The organism is Chromatiaceae bacterium (assembly GCA_016714645.1).
Classification (GTDB): domain Bacteria; phylum Pseudomonadota; class Gammaproteobacteria; order Chromatiales; family Chromatiaceae; genus M0108.
Genome location: JADKCI010000004.1, coordinates 439,749 through 464,282, shown reverse-complemented (window position 1 = coordinate 464,282; position 24,534 = coordinate 439,749). Strand labels below are relative to the sequence as shown.

Annotated in this window: 25 protein-coding genes and 1 pseudogene; 17 read left to right on the top strand and 9 right to left on the bottom strand. The window is 65.5% G+C overall.

Annotated features, from left to right (window positions below):
* Positions 1-66: 66 nt before the first annotated feature.
* The 10 genes from thrS (at position 67) to IPN92_13960 (ending at position 8,614) form a co-directional block, all read left to right on the top strand.
* Positions 67-1,980, top strand: coding sequence for a threonine--tRNA ligase (thrS, locus tag IPN92_14005; protein MBK8639325.1), 1,914 nt, complete (start codon positions 67-69; stop codon positions 1,978-1,980).
* Between the two features lie 68 nt (positions 1,981-2,048).
* Complete coding sequence (gene infC / locus IPN92_14000) at positions 2,049-2,582, top strand: translation initiation factor IF-3 (protein MBK8639324.1); 534 nt, start codon at positions 2,049-2,051, stop codon at positions 2,580-2,582.
* 130 nt (positions 2,583-2,712) lie between these two features.
* Positions 2,713-2,910, top strand: a complete 198-nt coding sequence (rpmI, locus tag IPN92_13995) for a 50S ribosomal protein L35 (protein MBK8639323.1) — start codon at positions 2,713-2,715, stop codon at positions 2,908-2,910.
* Positions 2,911-2,988: 78 nt separating this feature from the next.
* A complete protein-coding gene (gene rplT / locus IPN92_13990) occupies positions 2,989-3,357 on the top strand; it encodes a 50S ribosomal protein L20 (GenBank protein MBK8639322.1) in 369 nt (122 codons plus the stop codon).
* Positions 3,358-3,533: 176 nt separating this feature from the next.
* Positions 3,534-4,553, top strand: coding sequence for a phenylalanine--tRNA ligase subunit alpha (pheS, locus tag IPN92_13985; GenBank protein MBK8639321.1), 1,020 nt, complete (start codon positions 3,534-3,536; stop codon positions 4,551-4,553).
* A gap of 72 nt (positions 4,554-4,625) precedes the next feature.
* A complete protein-coding gene (pheT, locus tag IPN92_13980) occupies positions 4,626-7,004 on the top strand; it encodes a phenylalanine--tRNA ligase subunit beta (GenBank protein ID MBK8639320.1) in 2,379 nt (792 codons plus the stop codon).
* Between the two features lie 4 nt (positions 7,005-7,008).
* On the top strand, positions 7,009-7,308 hold the full coding sequence (ihfA, locus tag IPN92_13975; protein ID MBK8639319.1) for an integration host factor subunit alpha: 300 nt from the start codon (positions 7,009-7,011) through the stop codon (positions 7,306-7,308).
* On the top strand, positions 7,289-7,666 hold the full coding sequence (locus tag IPN92_13970; protein MBK8639318.1) for a MerR family transcriptional regulator: 378 nt from the start codon (positions 7,289-7,291) through the stop codon (positions 7,664-7,666). The genes ihfA and IPN92_13970 overlap by 20 nt, the downstream gene beginning before the upstream one ends.
* Before the next feature lie 31 nt (positions 7,667-7,697).
* The gene (locus IPN92_13965) at positions 7,698-8,318 is read left to right on the top strand and encodes an NUDIX hydrolase (GenBank protein ID MBK8639317.1); all 621 of its coding nucleotides are present in this window, start codon (positions 7,698-7,700) and stop codon (positions 8,316-8,318) included.
* Between the two features lie 32 nt (positions 8,319-8,350).
* Complete coding sequence (locus IPN92_13960; GenBank protein MBK8639316.1) at positions 8,351-8,614, top strand: DUF2132 domain-containing protein; 264 nt, start codon at positions 8,351-8,353, stop codon at positions 8,612-8,614.
* A 66-nt stretch (positions 8,615-8,680) separates the two neighbouring features.
* Here the strand turns inward: IPN92_13960 and IPN92_13955 are convergent, their stop codons facing one another.
* From IPN92_13955 to IPN92_13935, 5 genes are all read right to left on the bottom strand, one after another.
* The gene (locus IPN92_13955) at positions 8,681-11,815 is read right to left on the bottom strand and encodes an efflux RND transporter permease subunit (protein MBK8639315.1); all 3,135 of its coding nucleotides are present in this window, start codon (positions 11,813-11,815) and stop codon (positions 8,681-8,683) included.
* Positions 11,816-11,824: 9 nt separating this feature from the next.
* Positions 11,825-13,513, bottom strand: a complete 1,689-nt coding sequence (locus IPN92_13950; protein ID MBK8639314.1) for an efflux RND transporter periplasmic adaptor subunit — start codon at positions 13,511-13,513, stop codon at positions 11,825-11,827.
* A gap of 67 nt (positions 13,514-13,580) precedes the next feature.
* Positions 13,581-14,738: an ADP-ribosylglycohydrolase family protein gene (locus tag IPN92_13945; GenBank protein ID MBK8639313.1), complete on the bottom strand. Its 1,158-nt coding sequence runs from the start codon at positions 14,736-14,738 to the stop codon at positions 13,581-13,583.
* Between the two features lie 5 nt (positions 14,739-14,743).
* On the bottom strand, positions 14,744-15,142 hold the full coding sequence (locus IPN92_13940) for a YchJ family protein (GenBank protein MBK8639312.1): 399 nt from the start codon (positions 15,140-15,142) through the stop codon (positions 14,744-14,746).
* A 97-nt stretch (positions 15,143-15,239) separates the two neighbouring features.
* Positions 15,240-15,524 (bottom strand): hypothetical protein, encoded by a 285-nt coding sequence (locus IPN92_13935; GenBank protein ID MBK8639311.1) that lies wholly within the window; start codon positions 15,522-15,524, stop codon positions 15,240-15,242.
* Positions 15,525-15,668: 144 nt separating this feature from the next.
* Here IPN92_13935 and IPN92_13930 point away from each other — a divergent pair, with 144 nt between their 5' ends.
* From IPN92_13930 to IPN92_13920, 3 genes are all read left to right on the top strand, one after another.
* A complete protein-coding gene (locus tag IPN92_13930) occupies positions 15,669-16,274 on the top strand; it encodes an endonuclease/exonuclease/phosphatase family protein (GenBank protein ID MBK8639310.1) in 606 nt (201 codons plus the stop codon).
* A gap of 101 nt (positions 16,275-16,375) precedes the next feature.
* Positions 16,376-16,669: a hypothetical protein gene (locus IPN92_13925; GenBank protein ID MBK8639309.1), complete on the top strand. Its 294-nt coding sequence runs from the start codon at positions 16,376-16,378 to the stop codon at positions 16,667-16,669.
* Positions 16,666-17,199 carry a GNAT family N-acetyltransferase gene (locus tag IPN92_13920; protein ID MBK8639308.1) on the top strand — a complete coding sequence of 178 codons (534 nt, stop codon included), beginning with the start codon at positions 16,666-16,668 and terminating at the stop codon, positions 17,197-17,199. Before IPN92_13925 ends, IPN92_13920 begins: the two co-directional genes overlap by 4 nt.
* Here the strand turns inward: IPN92_13920 and IPN92_13915 are convergent, their stop codons facing one another.
* On the bottom strand, positions 17,200-17,436 hold the full coding sequence (locus tag IPN92_13915) for a hypothetical protein (protein MBK8639307.1): 237 nt from the start codon (positions 17,434-17,436) through the stop codon (positions 17,200-17,202).
* Here IPN92_13915 and IPN92_13910 point away from each other — a divergent pair.
* Positions 17,372-17,743 (top strand): hypothetical protein, encoded by a 372-nt coding sequence (locus tag IPN92_13910; protein MBK8639306.1) that lies wholly within the window; start codon positions 17,372-17,374, stop codon positions 17,741-17,743. The two genes, IPN92_13915 and IPN92_13910, sit on opposite strands and share 65 nt — an antisense overlap.
* A gap of 228 nt (positions 17,744-17,971) precedes the next feature.
* On the opposite strand, the gene IPN92_13905 is transcribed toward IPN92_13910, so the two are convergent.
* Together IPN92_13905 and IPN92_13900 are read right to left on the bottom strand one after the other, a co-directional pair.
* On the bottom strand, positions 17,972-18,151 hold the full coding sequence (locus IPN92_13905) for a hypothetical protein (GenBank protein ID MBK8639305.1): 180 nt from the start codon (positions 18,149-18,151) through the stop codon (positions 17,972-17,974).
* Positions 18,141-18,395 (bottom strand): UPF0175 family protein, encoded by a 255-nt coding sequence (locus tag IPN92_13900; protein ID MBK8639304.1) that lies wholly within the window; start codon positions 18,393-18,395, stop codon positions 18,141-18,143. Before IPN92_13900 ends, IPN92_13905 begins: the two co-directional genes overlap by 11 nt.
* A 21-nt stretch (positions 18,396-18,416) precedes the next feature.
* Here IPN92_13900 and IPN92_13895 point away from each other — a divergent pair, with 21 nt between their 5' ends.
* Positions 18,417-18,719 (top strand): hypothetical protein, encoded by a 303-nt coding sequence (locus IPN92_13895; GenBank protein MBK8639303.1) that lies wholly within the window; start codon positions 18,417-18,419, stop codon positions 18,717-18,719.
* Positions 18,720-18,803: 84 nt separating this feature from the next.
* On the opposite strand, the pseudogene IPN92_13890 reads toward IPN92_13895, so the two are convergent.
* Positions 18,804-21,718: pseudogene (locus IPN92_13890) on the bottom strand (class I SAM-dependent DNA methyltransferase).
* Between the two features lie 82 nt (positions 21,719-21,800).
* Between IPN92_13890 and IPN92_13885 the strand changes: the two are divergent.
* On the top strand, positions 21,801-22,973 hold the full coding sequence (locus IPN92_13885) for a hypothetical protein (GenBank protein ID MBK8639302.1): 1,173 nt from the start codon (positions 21,801-21,803) through the stop codon (positions 22,971-22,973).
* A 263-nt stretch (positions 22,974-23,236) separates the two neighbouring features.
* On the top strand, positions 23,237-24,523 hold the full coding sequence (locus tag IPN92_13880; protein MBK8639301.1) for a Y-family DNA polymerase: 1,287 nt from the start codon (positions 23,237-23,239) through the stop codon (positions 24,521-24,523).
* Positions 24,524-24,534: the final 11 nt, after the last annotated feature.

Sequence of the window (24,534 nt, the reverse complement as noted above, 5' to 3'; positions counted from 1 at the left end):
GTTGTTGGCCATGAGCTGAATCACGTGATCCCTCGTACCGATCACCACTGAGCAGGCAGAAAGCCCATGCCCCGGATCACCCTCCCCGACGGTTCCGTCAAGTCTTTCGATGCCCCACTATCCGTGGCCCAGGTCGCGGCCAGCATCGGCCAGGGCCTCGCCCGTGCCGCCCTCGCGGGCCGGGTCGATGGCCGCCTCGTCGATACCTCGCATCTCATCGCCCAGGACGCCAGTCTGGCCATCGTCACCGCCCGGGACGAGGAGGCCCTGGAACTGCTCCGCCATGACGCCGCCCATGTCATGGCCCAGGCCGTCCAGGAACTCTATCCCAGCACCCAGGTGACCATTGGCCCCGCCATCGACAACGGCTTCTATTACGACTTTGCCCGCGCGGAGCCCTTCACCCCGGAAGACCTGGGGGCGATCGAGCAGCGCATGCACGAGATCGTCGCCCGGGACCTGCCCCTGGAGCGCGAGGTCTGGGACCGCGAGGACGCCAAGACCCTCTTTGCCGGCATCGGCGAGGACTTCAAGGTTCAGATCATCGAGAACATCATCCCCGAGGGGGAAGAGGTCTCCATCTACCGCCAGGGCGACTGGTTTGACGTCTGCCGCGGCCCGCATCTACCCAGCACGGGCAAGCTCGGCAATGGCTTCAAGCTGATGAAGGTGGCCGGTGCCTACTGGCGGGGCGATTCCACCCAGCCCATGTTGCAACGCATCTATGGCACCGCCTGGCGTGACCGCAAGGAACTCAAGGATTATCTCCAGCGCCTGGCGGAGGCGGAGAAGCGCGACCATCGCAAGCTGGGCAAGGCCCTGGATCTCTTCCACACCCAGGAAGAGGCGCCGGGCATGGTCTTCTGGCATGACAAGGGCTGGACCATGTATTTGATCCTGGAGGACTACATCCGGTCCAAACTCCGGATGCATGGCTATCTCGAGGTGCACACCCCCCAGATCATCGATCGCAGCCTCTGGGAGCGGTCTGGCCACTGGGAAAAGTTTCGCGACGACATGTTCGTCACCGAGGCCGAGGAGCGGGTCTTCGCCATCAAGCCGATGAACTGCCCCGCCCACATCCAGATTTTCAATCACGGGCTCAAGAGCTACCGCGACCTGCCCCTGCGCATGGCGGAGTTTGGCTCCTGCCACCGCAACGAGCCCTCCGGGACCCTGCACGGCCTGATGCGGGTCCGAAACTTCGTCCAGGATGACGCCCACATCTTTTGCACCGAGGACCAGATCCTCTCCGAAGTCCTGGACTTCATCGACCTGCTCTACGGCATCTATCGGGATTTCGGCTTCGACGAGGTGCTGGTGAAGTTTTCCACCCGCCCGCCCAAGCGCGTGGGTTCCGACGCCACCTGGGATAAGGCGGAGCAGGCCCTGGAAAATGCCCTCCTCAAGAAGGGCCTGGCCTTCGACCTGCAGCCGGGCGAAGGCGCCTTCTACGGCCCCAAAATCGAATTCTCCCTGCGGGACTGCCTGCAACGGGTCTGGCAACTCGGCACCATCCAGCTCGATTTCTCCATGCCGGAGCGCCTGGGTGCTCACTACATCGCCGTTGATAACAGTCGCCAGACCCCGGTCATGCTGCACCGCGCCGTGCTCGGTTCCCTGGAGCGTTTCATCGGCATTCTGATCGAACACTACGCCGGCGCCCTCCCCCTCTGGCTATCGCCCCTGCAGGCCGTGGTGCTCAATATCACCGACCGCCAGGCGGACTGGGCCCGGGAAGTCGCTAGCACTCTGACCGATAAGGGCTTCCGGACCCATCTGGACTTGAGAAACGAGAAGATCGGCTTTAAAATCCGCGAGCATACCCTGCAAAGGGTACCCTACCTGCTGGTGGCGGGCGATCGCGAGGTCGAAACGCGCACCCTCTCGGTACGCAACCGTAAGGGTCAGGACCTGGGCACCCTGAGCCTGGACGAGGTGATCGCCCGGCTCGGCGAAGAAGTGGTCCAAAAAATTTAATCCAGGCCGGCGGACGCCGGGCCCTGCCAGCTCAGGGCCTTGGTTTCGCCGGCTGTTTTTTTCCCTGACTGGAGGAACCTGCGATAGCTGCGCCAAAGAGAAACCGTGTTAACAAGGAAATCAACGTACCCGAGGTACGGCTTATTGACGCGGAAGGTCAACAGGTTGGTATTCTAAGGACTCGCGAGGCCCTGGAGCGGGCGGCGGAAGAAGGTCTGGACTTGGTCGAGATCGTTCCCAACGTGGAACCGCCGGTCTGCCGCCTCATGGACTTCGGGCGCTTCCTCTTCGACCAGAAGAAGAAGCGGGCCGAGGCGAGAAAGAATCAGAAGCAGGTCGAAATCAAGGAAATCAAATTTCGTCCAGGGACGGAGGAAGGAGACTATCAGGTCAAACTGCGCAACCTGACGCGTTTCCTCAACGAAGGGGATAAGGCCAAGGTCACGATGCGTTTCCGCGGGCGTGAACACGCCCACCGCGATCTGGGGCTCGAATTGCTCCAGCGCGTGGAAAAGGACCTGGCCAGCATCAGTATCATCGAGCAGCAACCCCAGATGGAAGGACGCCAGATGGTGATGGTACTAGGCCCCAAGAAAAAATAGCGGCAAGGTGGGTCCCGATGTCGGGACCCTCGCGATCGGGATGCCCGCGGGCCGTCAGGTGGATGGCCCGCAGGCATCTCCTGATGCCGATCGCCGCCATCAGCAATGATCAATAGCGGAGTGTTGAAAAATGCCCAAGATCAAAACCAATCGCGGGGCCGCCAAGCGTTTTTCGTTTACCGGTTCCGGAAAAATCAAACGGAATGCCTCCCACCGGCGGCACATCCTCACCAAGAAGCCGACCAAGCGGAAGCGCCACCTGCGTGATCCCGCCATGCTCCACCAGGCCGACATGAAGATGGCCATGAGGATGATGCCCTACTGTTGAGCCCTCCCGAACCCTCCTGGGTTTAGCGAGCCATCGACAGTCCTAATATGATTTGAATGATTTCCGGAGAAGCATTCCATGCCACGCGTAAAACGCGGCGTCATCGCGCATGCACGCCACAAGAAGATCCTGGACGAAGCTAAGGGGTATTACGGTGCCCGCAGCAAAGTCTTTCGCGTCGCCAAGCAGGCCGTTATCAAGGCCGGCCAGTACGCCTATCGCGACCGTCGCCAGAAGAAGCGCATGTTCCGCGCTCTCTGGATCGCCCGCATCAACGCCGCCGCGCGCGAGTGTGGTCTGTCCTACAGCCGGCTCATCAATGGCTTGAAGCTGGCGGGTGTCGAACTCGACCGCAAGGTCCTGGCCGACATCGCTTATCACGACAGCGAGGCCTTCGCCGCCCTGGCCGCTCAGGCCAAGAACGCCTTGCCGCCCGCCGCCGCCTGACCGCACCCCTGGTCCAGCCTAGGGCGTCCGTAAGCGGGGTGGCTTTGGCCCCCCCGCCAGGCGTAGGGCGGTAAGCCGCCAGGGAGGGGAAAGGCCATGGCCTTTCCCCTTTTTTATTCCAGTTCAGACTTCCCCCCCAGGGATCAGCATTCCGGGCATCAACCATGAGCGAAGACATCAGGCTCGGCATCGAGCCGCTTCAAGCGGAGGCCCTGGGCGAGATCGCCGCAGCCGCCGACTTGCCCGCCCTGGATCGGGTTCGGGTGCATTACCTGGGCAAGGCCGGCCTGCTGACCGCCCAACTCAAGCAACTCGGCCGGCTGCCACCGGAACAGCGCCCCAGCGCGGGCCTGGCCATCAACCAGGCCAAGGTCCAGGTCCAGGAGGCTATCGATGCCCGCAGGGGTATCCTGGAACAACTGGCCCTGGGGTTTCGACTGGCGGGCGAACGTATCGACGTCAGCCTGCCCGGCCGGGGGCAACGGCCGGGGGGCCTGCATCCCGTCACCCGCGCCCTGCGGCGCATCGAGCGCCTCTTTGCCAATGCCGGCTTTGAGGTCGCGGAAGGCCCGGAGGTGGAGGACGACTACCACAATTTCGAGGCCCTCAATATCCCCGCCCATCACCCGGCGCGGGCCATGCACGACACCTTCTATTTCGACCAGCACCGGCTGTTGCGCACCCACACCTCGCCGGTGCAGATCCGGGTCATGGAAAACCAGGGGCCCCCGCTCAAGATCATCGCCCCCGGGCGCGTCTATCGCTGCGACTCGGACCTGACCCACACCCCCATGTTTCATCAGGTGGAGGGGCTATTGGTGGACGAGGAGGTCAGCTTCGCCGATCTCAAGGGGGTGCTCTACGACTTCCTCACCAACTTCTTCGAGCGCGACCTGGAGTTACGCTTCCGGCCCTCCTATTTCCCCTTCACCGAGCCCTCGGCGGAGGTGGATATCCAGTGCGTCATGTGCAACGGCGCCGGCTGCCGGGTCTGCAAGCAGAGCGGCTGGCTGGAGGTGCTGGGCTGCGGCATGGTGTATCCGGAGGTCTTCCGCCACGTCGGCATAGACTCGGAGCGCTATCTCGGCTACGCCTTTGGCATGGGCGTCGAGCGCCTGGCCATGTTGCGGTACGGCATCAACGATATCCGGCTCTATTTCGAGAATGACCTGCGGTTTCTCCGGCAGTTTGCGTGACCCAGCGCGGGCCAACATTCCTTTTATTTGGTAGCGGGCGGGCACCCTGGGTCGCCCGCCAGGTAGGAACAGATGAGATTCAGTGAAGCCTGGTTGCGTGAGTGGGTGAATCCCGCCGTGGACACCGCCACCCTCGCGGATCAATTGAGCATGGCTGGCCTGGAGGTGGACGCCCTGATTCCCGCGGCGCCCGCCTTTACCGGCGTGCGCATCGGGCGGGTCCAGGCGGTCGAGCCCCACCCGGACGCCGCCAAGCTCCGCGTCTGCCGCGTCGACCTTGGCCAGGGCGAGCCGCTGCAAATCATCTGCGGCGCCCCCAACGTCGCTGCTGGGCAGCGGGTACCCGTGGCCACCCTGGGCGCCGTCCTACCCGGCGGCCTCAAGATCAAGCGCGCCAAGCTGCGCGGCATCGAATCCCACGGCATGATCTGCTCCGCCGCCGAATTAGGCCTGGCGGAGACCTCGGATGGCATACTCCCCCTGCCGGATGATGCCCCCATCGGCGCCGACTTCCGCGCCTGGCTGACCCTCGACGATACCTGCATCGAGCTAGACCTGACCCCGGACCGCAGCGACTGCCTGAGCCTCGCCGGCGTGGCGCGCGAGGTGGGCGTCATCAACCGTTGCCCGGTGTGCGTCCCCCCCCTCCCCGCGGTACCGCCCAGCCGCGACGATCGCTTCCCCGTGGAACTCCTGGCCCCGGAGGCCTGCCCGCGCTACGCCTGCCGCGTCATCCGCGCCATCAACCCAAGCGCCGAGACGCCCCTCTGGATGCGCGAGCGCCTGCGCCGTTCGGGCCTGCGCGCCATCAGCCCCGTGGTGGACGTCACCAACTATGTGCTCCTGGAACTCGGCCAGCCCCTGCATGGCTTCGACCTGGCCAGGCTGGAGGGCGGCATCCAGGTTCGCCTCGCCCACCCTGGCGAGCGGCTGGCCCTGCTCAATGGCGACACCATCACCCTGAACCCCGGCACCCTGGTGATCGCCGACACCGCCAAGGCCATCGCCCTGGCCGGCATCATGGGCGGCGCCGAGACCGCCGTCGGCGCCGAGACCCGTGACATCCTCTTCGAAAGCGCCTTCTTCGCCCCGGCCCACATCAGCGGCAAGGCCCGCGCCCATGGCCTCCACACCGACGCATCCCATCGGTTCGAGCGCGGCGTCGATCCCCAACTCCAGGTCCGCGCCCTGGAACGGGCCACCGCCCTCCTGATCGCCATCGCCGGCGGCGAACCCGGACCTATCGTCGAGGCCGTCGCCACGGCGCAGGTGCCGGCCCGCTCCCGACTGGCCCTGCGTCGCGACCGTATCCGCCGCCTGCTGGGCCTGAGCCTGGACGACGCCACCCTCACCGACATCTTGACCCGCCTGGGCATGGAACTGACCCCGACGGCCGAGGGCTGGGAGGTGACCGCCCCCAGCAGTCGCTTCGACCTGGTGCACGAGGTGGACCTCATCGCGGAAATCGGCCGCATCCATGGCTACACCCGCATCCCCGCCAGCCATGCCTCCGCCTCCTCCGCCACCAAGGCCCCACCCGAGACCGCCTTCGATCTCGACCGCGCCCGGCTGGCCCTGGTCGATCGCGGCTTCAACGAGGTCATCAGCTACAGCTTCGTCAACCCCGAGCTGCAGCGGCGACTGGACCCGGAGCAGCGGCCCCTCCTGCTCGCCAATCCCCTCTCCCCCGAGATGTCCGCCATGCGCACCAGCCTCTGGCCCGGCCTCATCCAGGCCGCCCGGGGCAATCTGGCCCGTCAGCAGGAGCGTCTGCGCCTCTTCGAGAGTGGCCTGCGCTTCCAGCAAGACCCGGCGGGCCTGCGCCAGGAGGGCATGCTCGCCGGCCTGCTGCTGGGCAAGTCCCTCCCCGAACAGTGGGGCGCGGCGGCCCAGGCCGCCGACTTCTTCGACCTCAAGGCCGACCTGGAGGCCCTTTTGACCCTAACCGGCGCGGCCGGTGACTTCCGCTTCGTCCCCAGCGAACACCCAGCCTTGCATCCGGGCCAGACGGCGCGCATCGAGCGCCAGGGCCAGGTCGTCGGCCTCATGGGTATGTTGCACCCGGCCCTGGCCGCGGAACTGGATATCGACGCCAACGCCTACCTCTTCGAACTGACGCTGTCGGGGCTGCGGGAAGGCGTCCTGCCCGCCTTCGCGCCCATCTCCCGCTTCCCCGCCATCCGCCGCGACCTGGCCATCCTCGTCGATCGCGACCTGCCCTTCCACCGCGTGCGGGACTGCGTGGCGGCGGCGGCCTCCAATCTGCTGCGGGACCTGATCCTTTTTGATGTCTATGAGGGCGAGAGAATCCCCCAGGGTACAAAAAGTTTCGCTCTGGGATTGATTTTACAAGCCACTTCTCAGACACTTACCGATCAGGAAGTAGAAACGACCCTCGGCCGTGTTCTGGAGCGGCTGAGTGTTGAACTTGGGGCTAAACTGAGAGATTGACGCGATGGCACTGACAAAGGCCGATATGGCCGAATACCTCTATGAACAATTGGGCCTCAACAAGCGCGAGGCCAAGGACATGGTCGAGTTGTTCTTTGAGGAGATCCGGCTTGCCCTAGAGAAGGGCGAGCAGGTCAAACTGTCCGGTTTCGGCAATTTCGATCTCCGCGAAAAGAAGCAGCGCCCCGGCCGTAATCCCAAGACGGGGGAGGAGATCCCCATCACGGCGCGGCGCGTCGTGACCTTCCGCCCCGGCCAGAAACTCAAGTCGCGGGTGGAAGCTTATGTTGGAAACGATCAGTAACGCGAGCGAGGGCGAGACGAGCGGCGAACTGCCGCCGATCCCCGGCAAGCGCTACTTCACCATCGGCGAGGTCAGTGAACTCTGCGGCGTCAAGCCGCATGTCCTGCGATATTGGGAACAGGAATTTCCCCAGCTCAGCCCCGTCAAGCGTCGCGGCAACCGCCGCTACTATCAGCGTCATGACGTGCTCATGGTCCGCCAGATACGTAACCTCCTCTATGATCAGGGCTTTACCATCAGCGGCGCCCGTCAGCAGCTCGCTGGTGATAACGCTAGGCACGACGCATCCCAGAGCCAACAGATCGTTCACCAGCTTCGCCATGAACTGGAGCAGGTTCTGGAGTTACTGAGTCGCTGACCGGGGCCCCTTCGGCCAGGTCCAACCGCCCATGATTCACCCCAAACCCAATGGCCAGGGCCAGCCCGTGATCATCACGAGCCCCCATAGCCCAGGGCCCGAGGCCTATTGGCACCTCCCGGACCAGATCGGCACCTTCCTACCCGAGGGCCCCGTCCCGGCGGCCCTGAACGGCACCCCCTTCGCGACCTGGCGGGAGGCGCCCACCAGCCTGCATGACTGGTCCCAGGTCCCTGGCCAGCGACCGGATCTGGTGGAGCCGCCCTTTGACCCCCAGGGCAAACGGCCAGCGGCGGGACTCATCATCGAAGAGCCCGACGGGCGCATCTGGATCGTCTGCCCCACCAACCGCTTCGCGGGCTGCGTGGCCAGCTTCCCCAAGGGCCGCGCCGACGAAGGTTTATCCCTGCAGGTCACGGCCATCAAGGAGACCTTCGAGGAGACGGGCCTGCGGGTGGAAATCACCGGGCTGATCGGCGACTTGCCGGGAGTCATCACCCTGGCCCGCTACTACCGAGCGCGCCGGGTCGGCGGTACCCCGGCGGACATGGGCTGGGAGAGCCAGGCGGTCCTGCTGGTCCCCAAAAATCAGTTGGTAGCCGTCGTCAACCTGCCCCGCGACCAGGAACTGGCCCTGATGCTGGGCGGCTAGCCGCGCCCCGGACCACCCAAGGCCCGCCGATTATGACCACACCACCTTCACCCCCCTCGCCCTGGCGGGTTCAACCCCGCAATCCCCTGCATGGCCTGACCCTTGAGGCCATCGTGACCGCCCTAGTCGCCCATTACGGCTGGCAGGGCCTGGGAGAGCGCCTCCCCATGCGGTGTTTCACCCAGGACCCCAGCCTGTCCTCGAGCCTGAAATTCCTCCGCAAGACGCCCTGGGCACGCACCAAGGTGGAAAGTCTCTATCTTTTCATGCTGCGAGAGCAGCACCGCACCCGATAACCCCGCCTCTTCGGCCCTCCCCGGGGAGGCAGCTACTGTTGCCGCCACTGCGGAAAAGGCGGCTAATCACCCCAGGTCTCCGTCCCGGTCCTCCGGTTGGCTGCCCCTGCGCAGGGCCCCAAAGCGCAAGTACAAGGCGGGAACCACGACCATATTCAAGGCCGTCGAGGACACCAGCCCCCACAGGATGACGATGGCCATGGGGGTCTGGATCTCGCTGCCAGGCTCGCCGCCGGCCAGCGCCAGCGGGACCAGGGCCAGGCCCGCGGCCAGTGCGGTCATGAAGATGGGCGCCAGCCGCTCCATGGCCCCACGTCGGACCGCCTCCCGGAAATCGACCACACCCTCTTCCTCGATCAGGTGACGGATGTGGGCGATCAACATGACGCCGTTGCGCGCGGCGATCCCGAAAAGGGTGATGAATCCCACCAGGGAGGCCACCGACACGACCCCACCGGCGGCAAAGACCCCCACCACGCCGCCAATGAGCGCCAAGGGGAGGTTGAGCATCACCAGGGCGGCGTCACGACCGGATTTAAAGGCGACATACAGGAGCAGGAAGATCCCGATCACCACGCCAATGCCCAGGATCAAGAGGGTCCGGGTCGCCTGCGCCGCGCTTTCGAACTGGCCGCCATACTCGACGCGGTAGCCGCCGGGCAGTGGGACGGAGTCCGCGACGACCCCGCGGATTTCGTCCACCAGGGTATGCAGATCCCGCCCCGCCGCGTTGGCGGACACCACGATCTTCCGTTGGACATTCTCGCGGCTGACGGTATTGGGCCCCCGATCGCGGCGCACATCCGCCAGGGCGTGCAACGGCAGGCGCGCCCCCGAGGGCGTGGTCACCAGGGTCTCGCGTACCCGCTGGATGTCCTCGCGGGCCTCGTCCTCATACCGCAGGACCAGATCAAAACTGGTCTGCCCCTCCAGTACCTTCGACAGGACCCGCCCATGGAAGGCCGTCTCGATGGTCGTGGCGACGTCACGGACCCGCAACCCATGGCGCGCAATCGCCTCGCGGCGGATCGCAATGGTCACAAAGGGGATGTCCGCCTGCTGCTCGACCATGAGATCCACCACGCCAGGGATCTCGGCCATCCGCGACTCGATGGCCTTGGCGATGCGGCGCAGTTCATAGAGGTCATCGCCAAAGACCTTCACCGCGATACTGGCGCGGGTACCCGAGAGCATGTGATCCACCCGGTGGGAGATGGGTTGGCCGATGGTGACGTTCATGCCGGGAATCCCCGTCACGCGCGCGCGCAGCTCGGCCAGGATGGCCTCCATATCCCTGCCGGAATCCCTCAGGGTCACCTCGATTTCCGTGCCGTTGACCTCCATGCTGTGCTCGGCCAGATCAGAGCGGCCCGTCCGCCGGGCCGTGCCAAGGACCTCCGGCTGTGCCAGCAGGGCGTCCTCGAGTTGCGCCGCCAGGGCATCGGACTGCTCCAGGGAGGTCCCCGGCGGCGTGTTGGCGAGCAGAGTGAGACTGCCCTCGTTAAAGGGGGGCAGAAAGGCCTGGCCGGCCTGACTCAGGGCAACCAGGGCCAGGAGGACCAACACCAGGGAACTCACGGCCACGGGACGCCAATGGGACAGGGTGCGCGCCAGCAGTGGGGCATAGAGCCGTTTGAGCCAGCTCACCAGCCAGGGCTCTTGTCCCGCCCTTACCGCGCGGGTGCGGGGTAAGAGGTAGGAGCACAGCACGGGCGTCAGGGTAATGGCGATCAAGAGGGAGGCGGCGAGCGCCACCACATAGGCAAGACCCAGGGGCTGCAAGAGGCGCCCCTCCACCCCGGAGAGGAAAAAGAGCGGCAGAAACACCAGGATGATGATGAGGGTGGCAAAAACGATGGAGGATTGAATCTCCAGGGTGGCGGCGAAGACCACCCGCGTCACCCCTCGCCGATCCTGGGGGGCGCGCGCCGCATCCTCGCGCAGGCGCCGGGCGATGTTCTCCACATCAATGATGGCATCGTCCACCAGGGCGCCGACGGCAATGGCCATGCCACCGAGTGTCATGGTGTTGATGCTGGCCCCCAAGGCATCCAGGACCAGGACGGCGGCCAGCAGGGACAGGGGGATAGCCAGGACCGTGATGGCCGTGGCCGCGGCACTCCCCAGGAAGGCGAAGACGATCACCAGGACCATGAGGGCGCCGTCGCGCAGGGCCACCCGCACATGGGTGACCGCCGCCTGGATGAAATCCGCCTGGCGGAAGAGCCCCGTTTCGATCAGCATGCCCGCCGGCAGACCCGCCTGGAGCTCGGTCATGCGGGCGTCGAGGCGTTCGGTCAGGGCCAGGGTGTTGGCCCCGGGCTGCTTCTGAATGGCGAGCACCACCGCCGGGTGGCCGTTGGCCGCGGCCGTGCCGCGGGTGATGGCGGGACCGATGCGCACCCCAGCGAGGTCGGCGATGCGAACCGGCACGCCATCGCGCAGATCCACGACCGTCGCGGCGATATCGTCCGGGCTGTGCACCCGTCCCAGGCCATTGATCAAATACTCCTGCCCGTTCTCGACCAGAAAACCGGCGGAGGTGTTCTCATTGGTCTCGCTCAGGGCCGCGCTGACCTGATCGAGGCCAATGCGATAGTTGGCCAGCTTCACCGGATCGACCAGCACCTGATACTGGCGGGTCTCGCCACCCGTGATGACCACCTGCGCCACCCCGGGAACGGCCAGCAGTTGCCGGCGCAGGTTCCCGTCCGCGACCGTCTTGAGGGTCATGAGGTCATAAGAAGGGGCGTCCCCCTCGGCACGCAGGGCGATGAACATCACCTCCCCCATGATGGAGGTCACCGGGGCCAGGACCGGCGCCGGAATATCCGGGGGGAGGGAGGCGCGGGCGGTCTGGAGGTGCTCCGTCACCACCTGGCGCGCCCGGGGGATATCGGTCCCCCAGTCAAACTCCACCCAGACCATGGCCGTGCCGATGCCGGTGGAGGAGCGGATGCGGCGCACCCCGGCGGCCCCGTTAAGGGCGGCCTCGATAGGCAGGGTGACCAGGGTCTCCATCTCGGTGGGCGCCAGCCCCGGGGCCTCCGCCAGTACCGTGACCGTGGGCGCGGTAAGGTCGGGAAACACATCCACCGGCATGGTCAGGGTGCGGTCAAGGCCGTAACCCAGGAGCAGCAGAGCGGCGGCAAGCACGAAGAGTCGGTCCTTCAGGGACCAGCGCAGGAGGGCGGCAATCATGATGGGCTCTCAGTGGGCATGGCCATGACCGGCCTCGGCGGGGGCCCCGGCGGCCAGATGCACCCGATAGGCGCCACGACTCACCACCCGCTCCCCCGGGGCCAGGCCCTCGATAATAGCCACGTAATCGCCATCGCGCAGCCCGGTGCGCACCAGCCGGCGCGCGAAGCGTTCGCCGCCGGTTTGCACATAGACGACATCAGCCCCCGCATCGTTGATCAGGGCACCGGCCGGCACGGCCAGGGCCTCCTCCTCCTCGCCGGTAAAGACCCTGGCGTTGACCGCCTGACCGACCCGCAGCCGGGCATCCGGTCGCGGAAACTCGAAGATGACGGGTACGGTGCGGCTCTGGGCGTCCACCAGGGCCCCGAAGGCCACCAGGCGCGCCCCCTGGTCCGCGGAGACCTCGAAGGCCGTAGCGAACCCCGGCACCTGGAACCAGGCACCCTGGGGCTGGCGGATGGCGCCGATGTCCGCCTCGGCGACCCGGGCCTCAAGCCAGAACCGCTCGGGGTTCACGAAATGAAAGAGCCGTTCGCCCTCCGCCACGAAGCCACCGGCGGCAACCTGAACCTGGGCCACCAGGCCCCCGATAGGTGCCCGCACCGGCACCCCCGCCGCCTCGCCCTCCGGGGTACGCGTAACCTGCGCCAGGCGCTTGCTGGCGGCCGCGAGTTCCGCCTCCGCCACCTCCTCGGCACTGCGCGCCTGAAGCACCTCCCGATTGGGGACGGAACGCTGTTGCCAGAGGGCATCCAGGCGCTCGCGCTCCTGACGGGCCAGATCCCGGGCCGAGGCCGCCCGCGTGACGCTCAACTCCAGGCCCGCCACATCGGTGTCCCCCCCGAGCTGGGGCACCAGATAGGCCAGGACCTGGCCCTCGTCCACCGGCATCCCCGTGTAGGGAAAGCCTCCGGGCGCGGGCCTCAGATGGCCGTCGATCGGGGATGTGACCTGGGCCTCGCCATCCGCGCTCGGCCGCAGCAGTCCCGTGGCCGGGACGGACCCGCGCAGCCGGCGCGGCGTGGCAACCGCGGTGGCGAAGTCCGATCGCCATTGCTGCTCCTTGAGCAGGACCACGCCGCCTTCCTCCGCAACGCCCTCGCCAGCCACATGCTCGGCCGCCAGGTGGCTGGGGTAGAGGGTAAGGTTGCCCAGGTCATGCGTGTCCTGCAGCTCCGAACTCGCGAGGCTGATGCGCACCCGCCGCTCACCCGCCGCCGCTGGGGACACCGCTACCCGGAATAGCCCAGGGCGGGAGGGGGATGGGGCGATGAAGGTCTCGTCCGGGGCGTCGCCGCCCGCGAGGGTCACCCGGACCTCGCCCACCTCGATGGGCTTGAAATCCGCGAGGCGGGTCAGATGCACCAGAAACTCGGCGGTTTCACCCACCACCAGGGGCGGCAGTTCCGCGAAGAGCTCCGTCCGATCGCTGAAGAGGGTCACCGCCAGGGGTTCCAGATGCCCCTCAGCGTCATGATCGGTGGCATGGGGATGGACGCCCCCCAGGATGCCGATCACCCAATCCTGCAGGCGATGCCACCTATCATCCTGGGCGGCCTCCTCCGGATGTTCATGCCCCGCGTGGTCAGGGTGCGCGGGCGCCGGGGATTCACCCCAGGCGGAGGGTTGGACCAAGGCCAACAAGACCCCGGCGACGATCAGCGACCTTAAAGTCGCGATGGCTTTGGCAGGCATGCCCGATTGCTCCCGAGTCAAAGGGCCTCCCCCAGCCCCGGCTGACCGAGGTTAGGTCCGAGGTGTCTCAACCAGGCCTCTCTGGGCCCTGGATCGGAGACGATAGGGATTGGGACCTGCCCGCTGGTAGCAGGCAGTCACTCGCGGCGGACGCCCACTCGAACCGGGCGATGAAGGTCTCGATCTCCGCCGCCAGTTCGGCGCGCGCCGTCAGTCCCTGAATCCAGCGCTCCGGGATCGCCTCGTAGCCCAGGGCCGCGCCCAGAATCGCTCCCAGAACGGCCCCTCGATGGCAATTGTCACCGCCGACGTTGGTATTGGCCACCAGCGCCGCCTCGAAATCATCGGCGTAGCGGGCCGCCAGATAGAGGACGGCCGGGAACGACTGATCGATATAACAGGCCGGGCTCAGCAGGCCCCCGATGACGTCCAAATCCCCCAACTGGTTGCGCTGGACCTTCTGGAGGAGGTCTCCCAACCGGAAGCCCAGCCCCTGGGCCAGGGTGCGGGCCAGAGGCGCCACCGGGGAGTAAGGCTCCCGCAGCAGGCTCACCAGCAAGTCGCCCAAGGCCAGGGCATAGCGTTCGAGGGTCTGGGAACGGTGGGTCAGGCGCAGATGGGTCAGGAGGGCGGTCTTCACCGCCGCCGGGTCGGCGCCCGCCAACCAGGTGGCGAAAATCACCGGTGGCAACCCCACCAGGCCGCCGATCGAGGCGGTATCGTGCCCTTCCGCGCCAGCGCAGCGCTCCGGTGGCAGGCCCCGGGCGAAATTCGCGAAGAACTCCCGGTGGTAGGACTCGGCGTAGAGGTCATTGTGACTATCCGGGGCCGTCATGAAGGCCAGATAATCGCGCAAAAAGGCCGCTGAATCATAACGTCCGGCGGCGTTCAGGGTCCGCAGCAGCACCCGGACACAGAGCAGATTCAGGGTGTTGTCACCCGGTCGCAGCCCCTGGTGGTAATGGACATGGGGTTGGCCCCAGTACGGCTTCTTGCCCTTGAGAATGACGCCGCCGACCACCTCACCCTCCTGGGAGCCACGTCCCGCGCGACCGGTACTGGCCAGAGGCATGATGGAGTTGGGATGGCGCGCCTTGGGGCCCTGATAGTCGCGGATGGTCCCGAAATCCCGCCGCAGGGCGGTGATGTCGTAATACCAATGGACGGGCATCGCCAGCGCATCGCCAACGAACAGGCCCCACAAGGCCCCGCGCAGGCGGTCCACGGGCGTCAGTCCTGGGCGTCCAGATAAAACCACTGGCCTTCCTCACGCGTAAAACGGCTGATCTCGCGCAGCCGATGGGCCCGGCCGGCGATTTTGTAGCGGGCGACAAATTCCACGGTGCCCTGGGTGTCCTCAGGACCACCTGCTACCGCGCGGATGACTTTCAAGCCCAGCCAAGGCACCGATTCCGTCTCCAGATCGAGATGGGCGGGCCGGGTGGATGGGTGCCAAGTCCGCAGCACATAGTCGGAGCGTTTCCGGACATAGGCTACGTAGCGCGAGCGCATCAGGGCCTCGGCCGTGGGCGGCAATTGGCCGGCATCCAGATAGCGTCCGCAGCAGGCGGCATAGGCATGAGGGGCGCCACAGGGACAGGCATCCAGGGGCGGTTTACGCCAACGCATTAAAGACACCATAGCGATACCAGGTTAACGGCTGTGCCCCCTTTCCCCAGCGCCCCAGGCCTGCGAGATGCCGTCGCGGGAAGCTCATGGCAGGGTCTCAGTAATCCTCGGGCAGGAGGACCGTGGTGGCGGAGCGGTCGGCCTCGGTGATGATCCACACCTTGAAGCCATCGTCGAATTGGTAGGCGCTCAGCAGCCGGTCCCCATCCCGGAGGGCCGCGTTGTTGGCCTGAATATCCTCCTTGTCCAGGTCGCCCCAGTCACCCAGGGCGTGGCGGTTAAGCATGGTCTGGACGATGTGCAGTTGCCCGCGCTTATCCAAGGCCAGTTGCGCGGTCCGGGTCATGACGACCTGGCCAAGTTCAAACAGGGGCTCGGTCATACGGGGCACTCCCGTGTTGTGTAGAGCGTGGGTCAGGCCATGATCGCCTGGTGATCGGCCCAGGATTCCTCGCGTTTCAGGGCCACGCCATGAGACATCGCCTGGGCGGGTTTGGTTGCTGGCGAGTTTAGGGGCAGAAGGGTAATGGGGCAAGGTGAAGGCCTCACCTGCCAGCAATTCTCATTTTGGCTCCCGCACGCTAGCGTACCCTCCCCTGAACGGGCCCTGACCGCCCCCTTTGCCCTGGCCGATCAGGCGTTACGGGTGGTGACCTGGAACCTGGAAACGCTGGGGCCGCCTGGGAGCAGCCACTATCAGGCGGTGGCCGCCGTGCTCGGGCGCCTCGATGCCGAGGTGGTGGCCCTCCAGGAGATCGCCAGCAGCGCCGATGCCGGCTATCTGCGCACCCTGGCCAAGCAGTTGGGCTATCCCTATGTGACCATCGCCCCCGGCGGACCCTTCGGCGGCCTGCGCAATGCCCTCCTCTCGGACTTCCCGATCACCGACAGCACGATCTGGACCAGCGCCCTCCTGTCCGGGGACGCCCTGGCCAATGACCTGACCCGCTTCCTGCCCGAGGTGCGGGTCGATGTCTCCGGCCGGGGCCACCCGCCGACCCTGGTGCCGAGCCATCTCAAGTCCGGCGGCGAGAACAGCGACGCGTTCCGCCGCGCCCTGGAAGGGATGAGGGGTGAGGCGCGCGGGCCGCGCGGGCACCCAAAAAGGCGGCCGGAGCCGCCTCATCGGTAAAGAAGAAGGGGGTAGCTGCCCCGCAGGGCGGTTCCCGGCGCTCCTCCATGACTCCTTGTGCTAGACTTTCCTACAGTTCTGTAGGGCGTGCGATAATCAAGATGAACGTAACCCAAATTTCCGCCAACATCTCCCCCGAAACCCGTGATCGGCTCGAACGCTATGTCCGGGCACGGGGCCTGAAGAAGGGATTTGTGATCGAACAGGCCCTCCTGCATCACCTGCAGGCACTCAACGAACTTCCTGAAGACGCCCAGGTGCCGCCGCGGCTCGTGGTGACCGCCGAGTCGGGGGAGCGCCTGTTGGAACGGCTGGCAACTGGCGAAGGACCCAATCGGGCCATGCGTGAGCTTTTCGGCGAGGACCCGGAGCCGGAGCGCGACGGAACGTCATGAGCGTTCAGATCCGGGTATTGGCACCCGGCGATGATCGTGGCCGGTTCTCCAGCGGCAATCCGGATCTCGACCGGTTCTTCCAGCGCTTTGCTGGCCAGAACCAGTTTCGCCACCACATCGGCGTGACCTACGTCGCTGTGGACGGGGACGCAATGCTTGGCTTCGTCACCGTCTCGCCGTCCGAGATCGAGATTGACGCACTCCCGGCCGAGCGTCGTCGCCGACTGCCTCGGTATCCGTTGCCGGTGCTGCGCGTGGCGCGGTTGGCGGTCGCCGCGCAGGCACAGGGCCGAGGGATCGGCCAGGCGTTGTTGCGGTTCGCCTTGACCCTTGCCAGCCGCACCGCCGACGAGATCGGCTGTGTCGGAGTGGTTGTCGACGCCAAGCCCGATGCGCTGGGATTCTACCGTGCTTATGGCTTCGAGCCCCTGTTCCCGGTTGAGGGCGCCTTACTCGATCGCCCGGCGCCAACGCCGATGTTTCTGCCACTGTCGTCGATCCCGATTCCACCTTGCTCGGCATCGGGGTGATTATTTGCCCTTCTCGATCAGGTCGATCTGCGGGTCCGAGAGGTGGAGCGACAGCCGTACCTTGGGGTGGCGGTGGAGAAAGACCGGGACCAGCGGTGCGATATGGAGTCGTACGAAGGCCGCCGGAACGGTGACGCGCAGGCGGCCGGTGGGTTCGCGGTTGCCCCCGGCGATGAGCGCTTCCGCCTCCTCCAGCTCCGCCAGTATCCTCAGGCAGTATTCGTGTGCGGATGTCACCCTCGCCGAGGGTCACAGTGGCAGAAAGAATGCGCTGTTCAAGGTCAGCCTGACGCGCGCCAGTAGCGGCGCCGTGACGGTCAAATACGCCACCGCCAACGGCACGGCCCAGGCTGGCAGTGATTACGTCGCTACCAGCGGCGTGCTGACCTTCCCGGCCGGCCAGTTGGCGCGGACGGTGAGCGTTGCCGTGCGGGGGGAGCGGGTTAAGGAGGGGCATGAGACGTTTTACGTCAACCTGAGCGGCCCCAGCGGGGCGACGCTGTTGGATGGGCGGGGGCTGGGGACGATTGGGAATGATGATTAGCGGGAAGGGGGGTGGACAGGCAGCCAACCCCTTCGTAGGCTGATGAATAAGGATAAGCTGACTATTATCCCGCCGATGGAGGCACTACCGGGCGGCGGGTTTACTTCGCCGTATCATCGGCCGCCAGTCGCGTGATCAGGGCCTCCGACAACCATAGCCCGGCATCTTGCAGGCGCCGAGCCCCCAGGCGGTGACTTCCGGGCGACTGGCCACGGCGCGCCGCAGGGCCTAATCGGCTTTCGGCAGTCCTCGCGTGGCCGGGTCGCTATGGGTGCGATTGACCACCTCCGCCCAAACGGCGTCCGGCACCAGCACTTCGGGAAACAACCGGGGTAGCAACGGATGCAGCTTGGCGCGAAACAGGGTAATCAAGGGCGAGGCGTTGATGACCACTTGCTCAATCAACACCGGCCAGATCCTCCAGAACCTCCTCCGCGCTGTACTGGAAGGGGCTGACCTGGTACTGGCCCAAGGCCGTGATGAATTCCGCGCGGGTCAGGCCGGCGATTTCCGCGGCCCGACCCTGGGAGACGAGCTCCAACTCGTACCACTTGACGGCGGCCGCAGTGCGCAGCTCGTGGGTAAACTCCTGTGAACTCTTACGCAAGGTGGCAAAGACCTCTTCCGGCATTTCCAAGGTCAATTGGGTCATGGCGCTCTCCTCTTCGTCTCGATGGGGTATCCAGAACCTCCTGTTGGACATGGTAGCCGGCACGCCCCCCGGATACCACCCAGAGGCGCCGTGACGGTCAAGTACGCCACCGCCAACGGCACGGCTCAGGCCGGCAGTGATTACGTCGCCACCTGCGGCGTGCTGACCTTCCCGGCCGGCCAGTTGGCGCGGACGGTGAGCGTCGCGGTGCGGGGGAACCGGGTTAAGGAGGGGAATGAGACCTTTTTCGTCAACCTGAGCGGCCCGAGCGGGGCGACGCTGTTGGATGGGTCGGGGCTGGGGACGATTGGGAATGATGATTAGGGGGGCGCATACGGCAGCGTTACGGGTCTAGCGGTGCGGCACAGCGGCGCGGCCATCACCCGACCCTTGCGCAGGCTCAACCCCTCAGCCCGCGGCCCGTGCTAGGTTCATAGCCAGCAAGCGCCGCAAAATCTCCTCCTCGGCCATCTCCGGCCCGTAGTCCGCCCAGCCGTAGGCGGCGGCGACCGCCGCATCAAGGGCCTGGTGGGCGTGGTCGAGCCAGGCTGGCCGGGCGTTGTAGAGGTTGGTGAGGGTGCGTTCCTTCAACTCGGCCGCGTGCGCGGGCTTGGGGATGAGCCGGTCCGGGTAGCCGGGAACGATCTCGGGGACGCGATCCACCCACTCCGGGGGATTGAGCCAGTTTGCGCGCAGGGTGTAGAGGCGATGGGCGGCCTCGGCGATGGCCAGGGCGACCGGGCGGCGCTCGGGGGCGACGGGTGGGAGGATGATGCCGGAGTCGAGAGGCTCGGTGGGGCCGGTGGGGCCGGCGGTGTCGGCGGGGGTCAGGCCCCGGGGGAAGGGGAAGGTAATGAAAGTTGTGGATGGGGAATATCTTGGGTCGTTTCCGACGCCGTGTCGACCGCCCATACGAAGTGACCAGGCTTCGTGGAACCGCGAATGCACGATGCCAAACGTGCAATCGTCCTCACGGGCGATGACCATGAGCTTGGAGTCGGCAAGTACCGGACGGGGCGACCAGGCGAAGACGCGATGTCGTGCGACCTCCGGCGTAACGATGTACCTGACCAATCTGGCGACTGCCGCGCGCATAGCCGGTTGCCCATCTCCATGACGCCACCAGTTGTTCTTCCGCGTTTCTCGACGGTTTGCGTCGCGCTCAGGCTTGACAGTTCTCAGCACATACTCAAACGGCAGTTCATAAAGGCACGCCTCATCCAGTGAGCAGCGTAAGCCGAAGTCCACAATCCAGATATCGCGGGACCGGCGGGTTATGTCGATCCCGTTGCGGTAGGGGAAAAGTACGTCCGAGTTTGGCAAGCCACTGGCGTTCGGTTCCTTCAACCAATCCCTTGCAACAGTATCGGCAACATCGAACGAACCGATTTTCTTTGACCCCTGGAAACAAGCGCGGGCATTCTCCCTTAGCGGTCGCGCGGTCCCCAAGTCTAACCCCTCCTGCCCTGGACGCGACGAAGACAGGCTTGAGTAAATTCGATCGGCAAGCATTCCTTCGCATCGGATAGGTCGCCCATGTTCATTCCCACCGAACGCGACCAGCGAGACGCGAACGTCAGCGCCATCGTTCACCCAGGGTTCGTCGGACCAGACGTCGAAGATTGCGCCTGTTGCGACGATACGAGCCAGAACCTTGTTGCTGCTTCCCGTGCGCACCGATTGCGTAGCGACCAGACCAACTAGCACCACTCGGCCTGCCTCTCGCTGCGCTCGGGCCTTTTCGAACCAATAGACAACGAGATCGGCATCGCCCGAAACCCTGCCGTTGTAAAGACGGCGGAGACGTTTTGCGTACTCGGCGCCAAGCGCACCAACCATCTTCTTGTTCCCCAGGAACGGCGGATTCCCGACGATCGCATCCGCTGCCGGCCACTCCGGTTCCGTCCCGTCGGGGTTCAGGATGGCGTCCCGCTGCTCGATGGTATGCAAGGGCTTGAGGATCGGGTGCTTCGACAACGAGAACCCGTGAGACAGCATCCACTGAATCTCCCCGATCCAGACCGTCACGCGGGCCAATTCGGCGGCGTAGGGATTGAGTTCAATCCCCAGCACGCATTCCGGGCCAACCATCGGTAAGGCTCGCGACAGCCCCAGGGCCTCGGCCTCCAGGATGACCCGGTGTTCCAGGTCCTTAAGCCCCAGCAAGGCCAGCAGCAGGAAGTTGCCGGAGCCGCAGGCCGGGTCGAGGACCCGGAAGCGGGCGAGCCGCGCGAGGAAGCCTTGCAGGAGCCCATGGGCCGCGTTCTGGTGCTTGGTGCGGGCGGCGGGTGACTTGGCCCCGGCCGCCTTCGCCATCAGGGCCGCGATCATGGCCTTCTGAGCGGTCCAGGCGTCCCGCAAGGGGTCGAGCACCACCGGATCGACCAGCCGCATGATCGAGCTGCGGTCGGTGAAGTGGGCGCCCAATTGGCTGCGCTTGTCCGGGTCGAGACCGCGCTCGAAGAGGGTGCCGAAGATGCTCGGCTCGATGGCCGACCAGTCGAGCCCGGCCAGGGCGCGTAGCATCTTGATGTCGGCCAATTCCAGAGGTAGGGCATCGCGCGAATCGAAGAGTCCGCCGTTGAACCACTCCACCGGCTCGAAGCCGATCCGGCCGCCGCTGGCCATGGCCCCGAACAGGTCCCCCAGCATTCCGGACAGGCTCGCCGGGTCCTTAAGCCCAGCATCCAGCAACCGGGTAAACATCTGCCGGGGCAGTAACTCAATATCCTCGGCAAACAGGCAGAACAGGACCCGGATGCAGAAGTGACCAACCGCCCAGGGGTCGTGCCCGCGGGCGCGCAGCGCCTGGGCGAGGCCGCCGAAGCGGACGGCCGCCGCCTCGGTGAGGGCCGCAGTGGTCTGGCCCGACCGCAGGCGCTCGGGCTCCGTGAAGGCCCACTTGAGCAGCCGGCGCTGGCTGGCGTCGCGCAGATCCTCCAGGGCCAGGACATGCACCTCGGGCACGGTCCCGGTGAAGGCGGTATGGATGACGATGCGTTCCAGATCGCAGACGATCAGGAGCGGCGGGTATTCCAGCGCCGGGGTGAAAGCTGGAGCTGCTTGAAGGCGAGCTTGAGGTCTTTGTGCTTTCCCTTGTACTCCCAGCCGAAGCAGTTGCGGCGCCAGACATCCGCCCAGCCGTCGCCGCCGCCGGCCTTGGCCGCGCCCTTCTCGAAGCAGAACCAAGCGCCGGTTGGGTCGGCCTCGGCGGGGGTGGGTTCGTCGAGGAGGGGGCATAGGTCCAGGAAATGCTCCTGGGCGGCGGAGCGTTCCTTGAGGGTGGCGTCCCGCCATTTGGTGATGAAGTGGTCGGGGGTCATGGGGTCCGGTTAGGTAAGTGGTTAAACGGCGGCGAGGCTGTCAATATACTGCACGCGAAAAATCCCGGCGCGAGAACACCGCATGATGGCAAGCTCAAACAAGACCTACTGGCTGAACCTGTTCACGGGGACGACGTGGCAGGAGTTCCGGGCGGCCGGGGCGAATATCAGTGGATTTCGGGCGGCACGCCAAAAGCTGGCGGCCAAAATCAAGCCGGGGGATGTCTTTCTCTGTTACCTGACAGGGGTGATGCGCTGGGTCGGGTCGGTGGAGGTGCTCGGTCCCAGCCGGGAAAAGCACGCCATTTGGTCGGAGATGTCTTTTCCAGTGCAGTTCGACGTCAGGCCGCTGATCCTCCTGGAGCCAGAAACCGGGGTGCCGATGGCCCACCTCAAAGGCTTGGTTTCGTTCTACGCCGATGATCAGGATGCCGGCAAATTCAAGGCTTTTTTGCGCGGCAGCCCGAGCCGTTTCCAATCCCAGGAGGATGCCGCCGTAATACTTGGACTCCTGGAGGAGGCACTAGGGAACCCGGTAAGGCGTCCCGTGAGCCAGGCCAAGCTACAACGTAAGCCTTTCTACCTGGCCGAGCAGCAGGTCGGCAAGAAGATTGTGCAGACCGTGGTTACCGTCCCGGATAACGAGGAGGATGACAACGGCAAGGGCGCCGAGACGCCTACCGGGAAGACCGCCGACCAACACCCCACGGAGCATTTGACGATCCAGGCTAACCTGCTGATGCTGGGTGCCGAGATGGGCCTGAATGTGTGGGCGGCGAAGAACGACCGTAGCCGACTGTGGAACGGGGTCCCGCTCAGTGACCTGGCGGGGATGGTCGATGAACTGCCGACGCAGTTTAATGAAGCGACCCAGGAGACGATCGAGTTGATCGATGTCTTGTGGCTGAAAGGTAACTCTATCCTCGCGGCCTTCGAGATTGAATGTACCACGACCGTCTATTCTGGCCTGTTGCGCATGAGCGATTTGATGGCGCTCCAGCCGAACCTGGACATTAAGCTGTTTATCGTCGCCCCGGACTCGCGACGCGACAAGGTGGAACGCGAGATTAAGCGCCCGACCTTTATGCTGCGGCCCAAGCCGCTCAATAAAATCTGCGGGTTCCTGGCATTCTCGAATTTAATGGTAAAGGTCGATGGTATCCGTGAGCTCGGCCTCGCGGGTGCGCTAAGCCCGAGTTTCCTTGAGACGACGGCCGAGTATTTCGTGGGCCAGGTTGAATCCGCTGTGCGCTAAGTCCGCACACTTTGTGCGGTGGGTCGGTCAGCAAGTTCAATTATCGCTTCCCACGGTTCTGGTTGCCTTTGAGGGATGCGGGGGCTTGCCACCCGTAAAAGGGGGTGTCCGGCAAATAGCGCCTGCCCCATCTATGTCCTATACTCCGATTCCTGTAACACTAATCGGAGAGCCCAAATGCCAATAGGGGGTGCCCGCCCGGGCTCCGGGCGCAAGGTCGGATCGGGCCGCTGGGGCGAGGCGCCCCCGGCGCGGCGCTTGCCATGAGCCCCTACGCCCTCATCGACGCCAACAACTTCTACGTCAGTTGCGAGCGGGTCTTTGATTACCACCTGCGCGACCGCCCGGTCGTGGTCCTCTCCAATAACGACGGCTGCTGCGTGGCGCGCAGCGAGGAGGCCAAAGCCCTGGGTATCAGGATGGGTCAGCCGTTGTTCGAGGTGCGCGAGCTGTTGGAGCAAAACGGCGGCATCGCCCTCTCGTCCAACTACACCCTTTATGCCGACGTGAGCCGGCGGCTGATGGCGGTCACCGGCCAGTTCAGCCCGGAGCAGGAGATTTACTCCATCGACGAGAGCTTTCTGCGCTTCACGCCGGGGGAGGCCAGGGGCCTGACCGCCGTGGGGCGGGCGCTGCGGGCGCGGGTCCTGCAATGGACCGGCCTACCGGTGGGGGTAGGCTTGGGGTCCACCAAGACCCTGGCCAAGCTCGCCAACCGCCTGGCGAAGAAGCATCCGGACTTTCAGGCGGCGGGGGTGTGCAACCTTCTGGACCTCGCCCCGGCGCAACAGGCGGGGTATTTCGCCGAATTGGCGGTGGACGACGTCTGGGGCATCGGCAGCCGCTGGGGCGCCCAGCTCAAGCAGCAGCACATCAGGACGGTGGCCGACCTCCAGCGGGCGGATGTCGCCCAGCTCCAGCGCCAGTTCAACGTCGTCCTGGCCAAGACGGTGATGGAGATGAACGGGATATCGTGCTTACCGCTGGAGGAGGTACCGCCACCCCGGCAGCAAATCATCGCCTCGCGCAGCTTTGGGCTAGCGGTGACGACCCTCGCCCTGCTCGGCGAGGCGGTGGCCAGCCATACCGCCCGGGCGGCGGTTAAGCTCCGGCAGGAGGGTTTAACCGCAGGGATGATCCAAGTCTTCGCGGGGACCAACCCCTTCAAGCCCGGGGCGCCGCAGTATCACCCCGGGGCGACGGTACCTCTGTCCTGGCCGACCGCTGATACCAGCCGGCTGCTCAAGGCCGCGCGGGTCGCCCTGGGACAGATTTTTCGTGAGGGCTACGCATATAAGCGCGCCGGGGTGGTCCTGCTGGATCTGGCACCGGTGGGCGCCGTCACGGGGGATCTCTTCGCCGCCGCCAGCGCGGTCCCCCCGGAACGCCGGGAGCGGCTCATGACGACCCTGGATGGGATCAACACCCGTTGGGGGCGAGGCACGGTGCGTTACCTGGCCGAGGGGCTGGTCCAGCCGTGGCAGATGAAACGGCAGCGGATGACGCCGCGTTATACGACTTGTTGGGCAGAGTTGCCGGGGGTGGGGTGAGGCCGTCACTG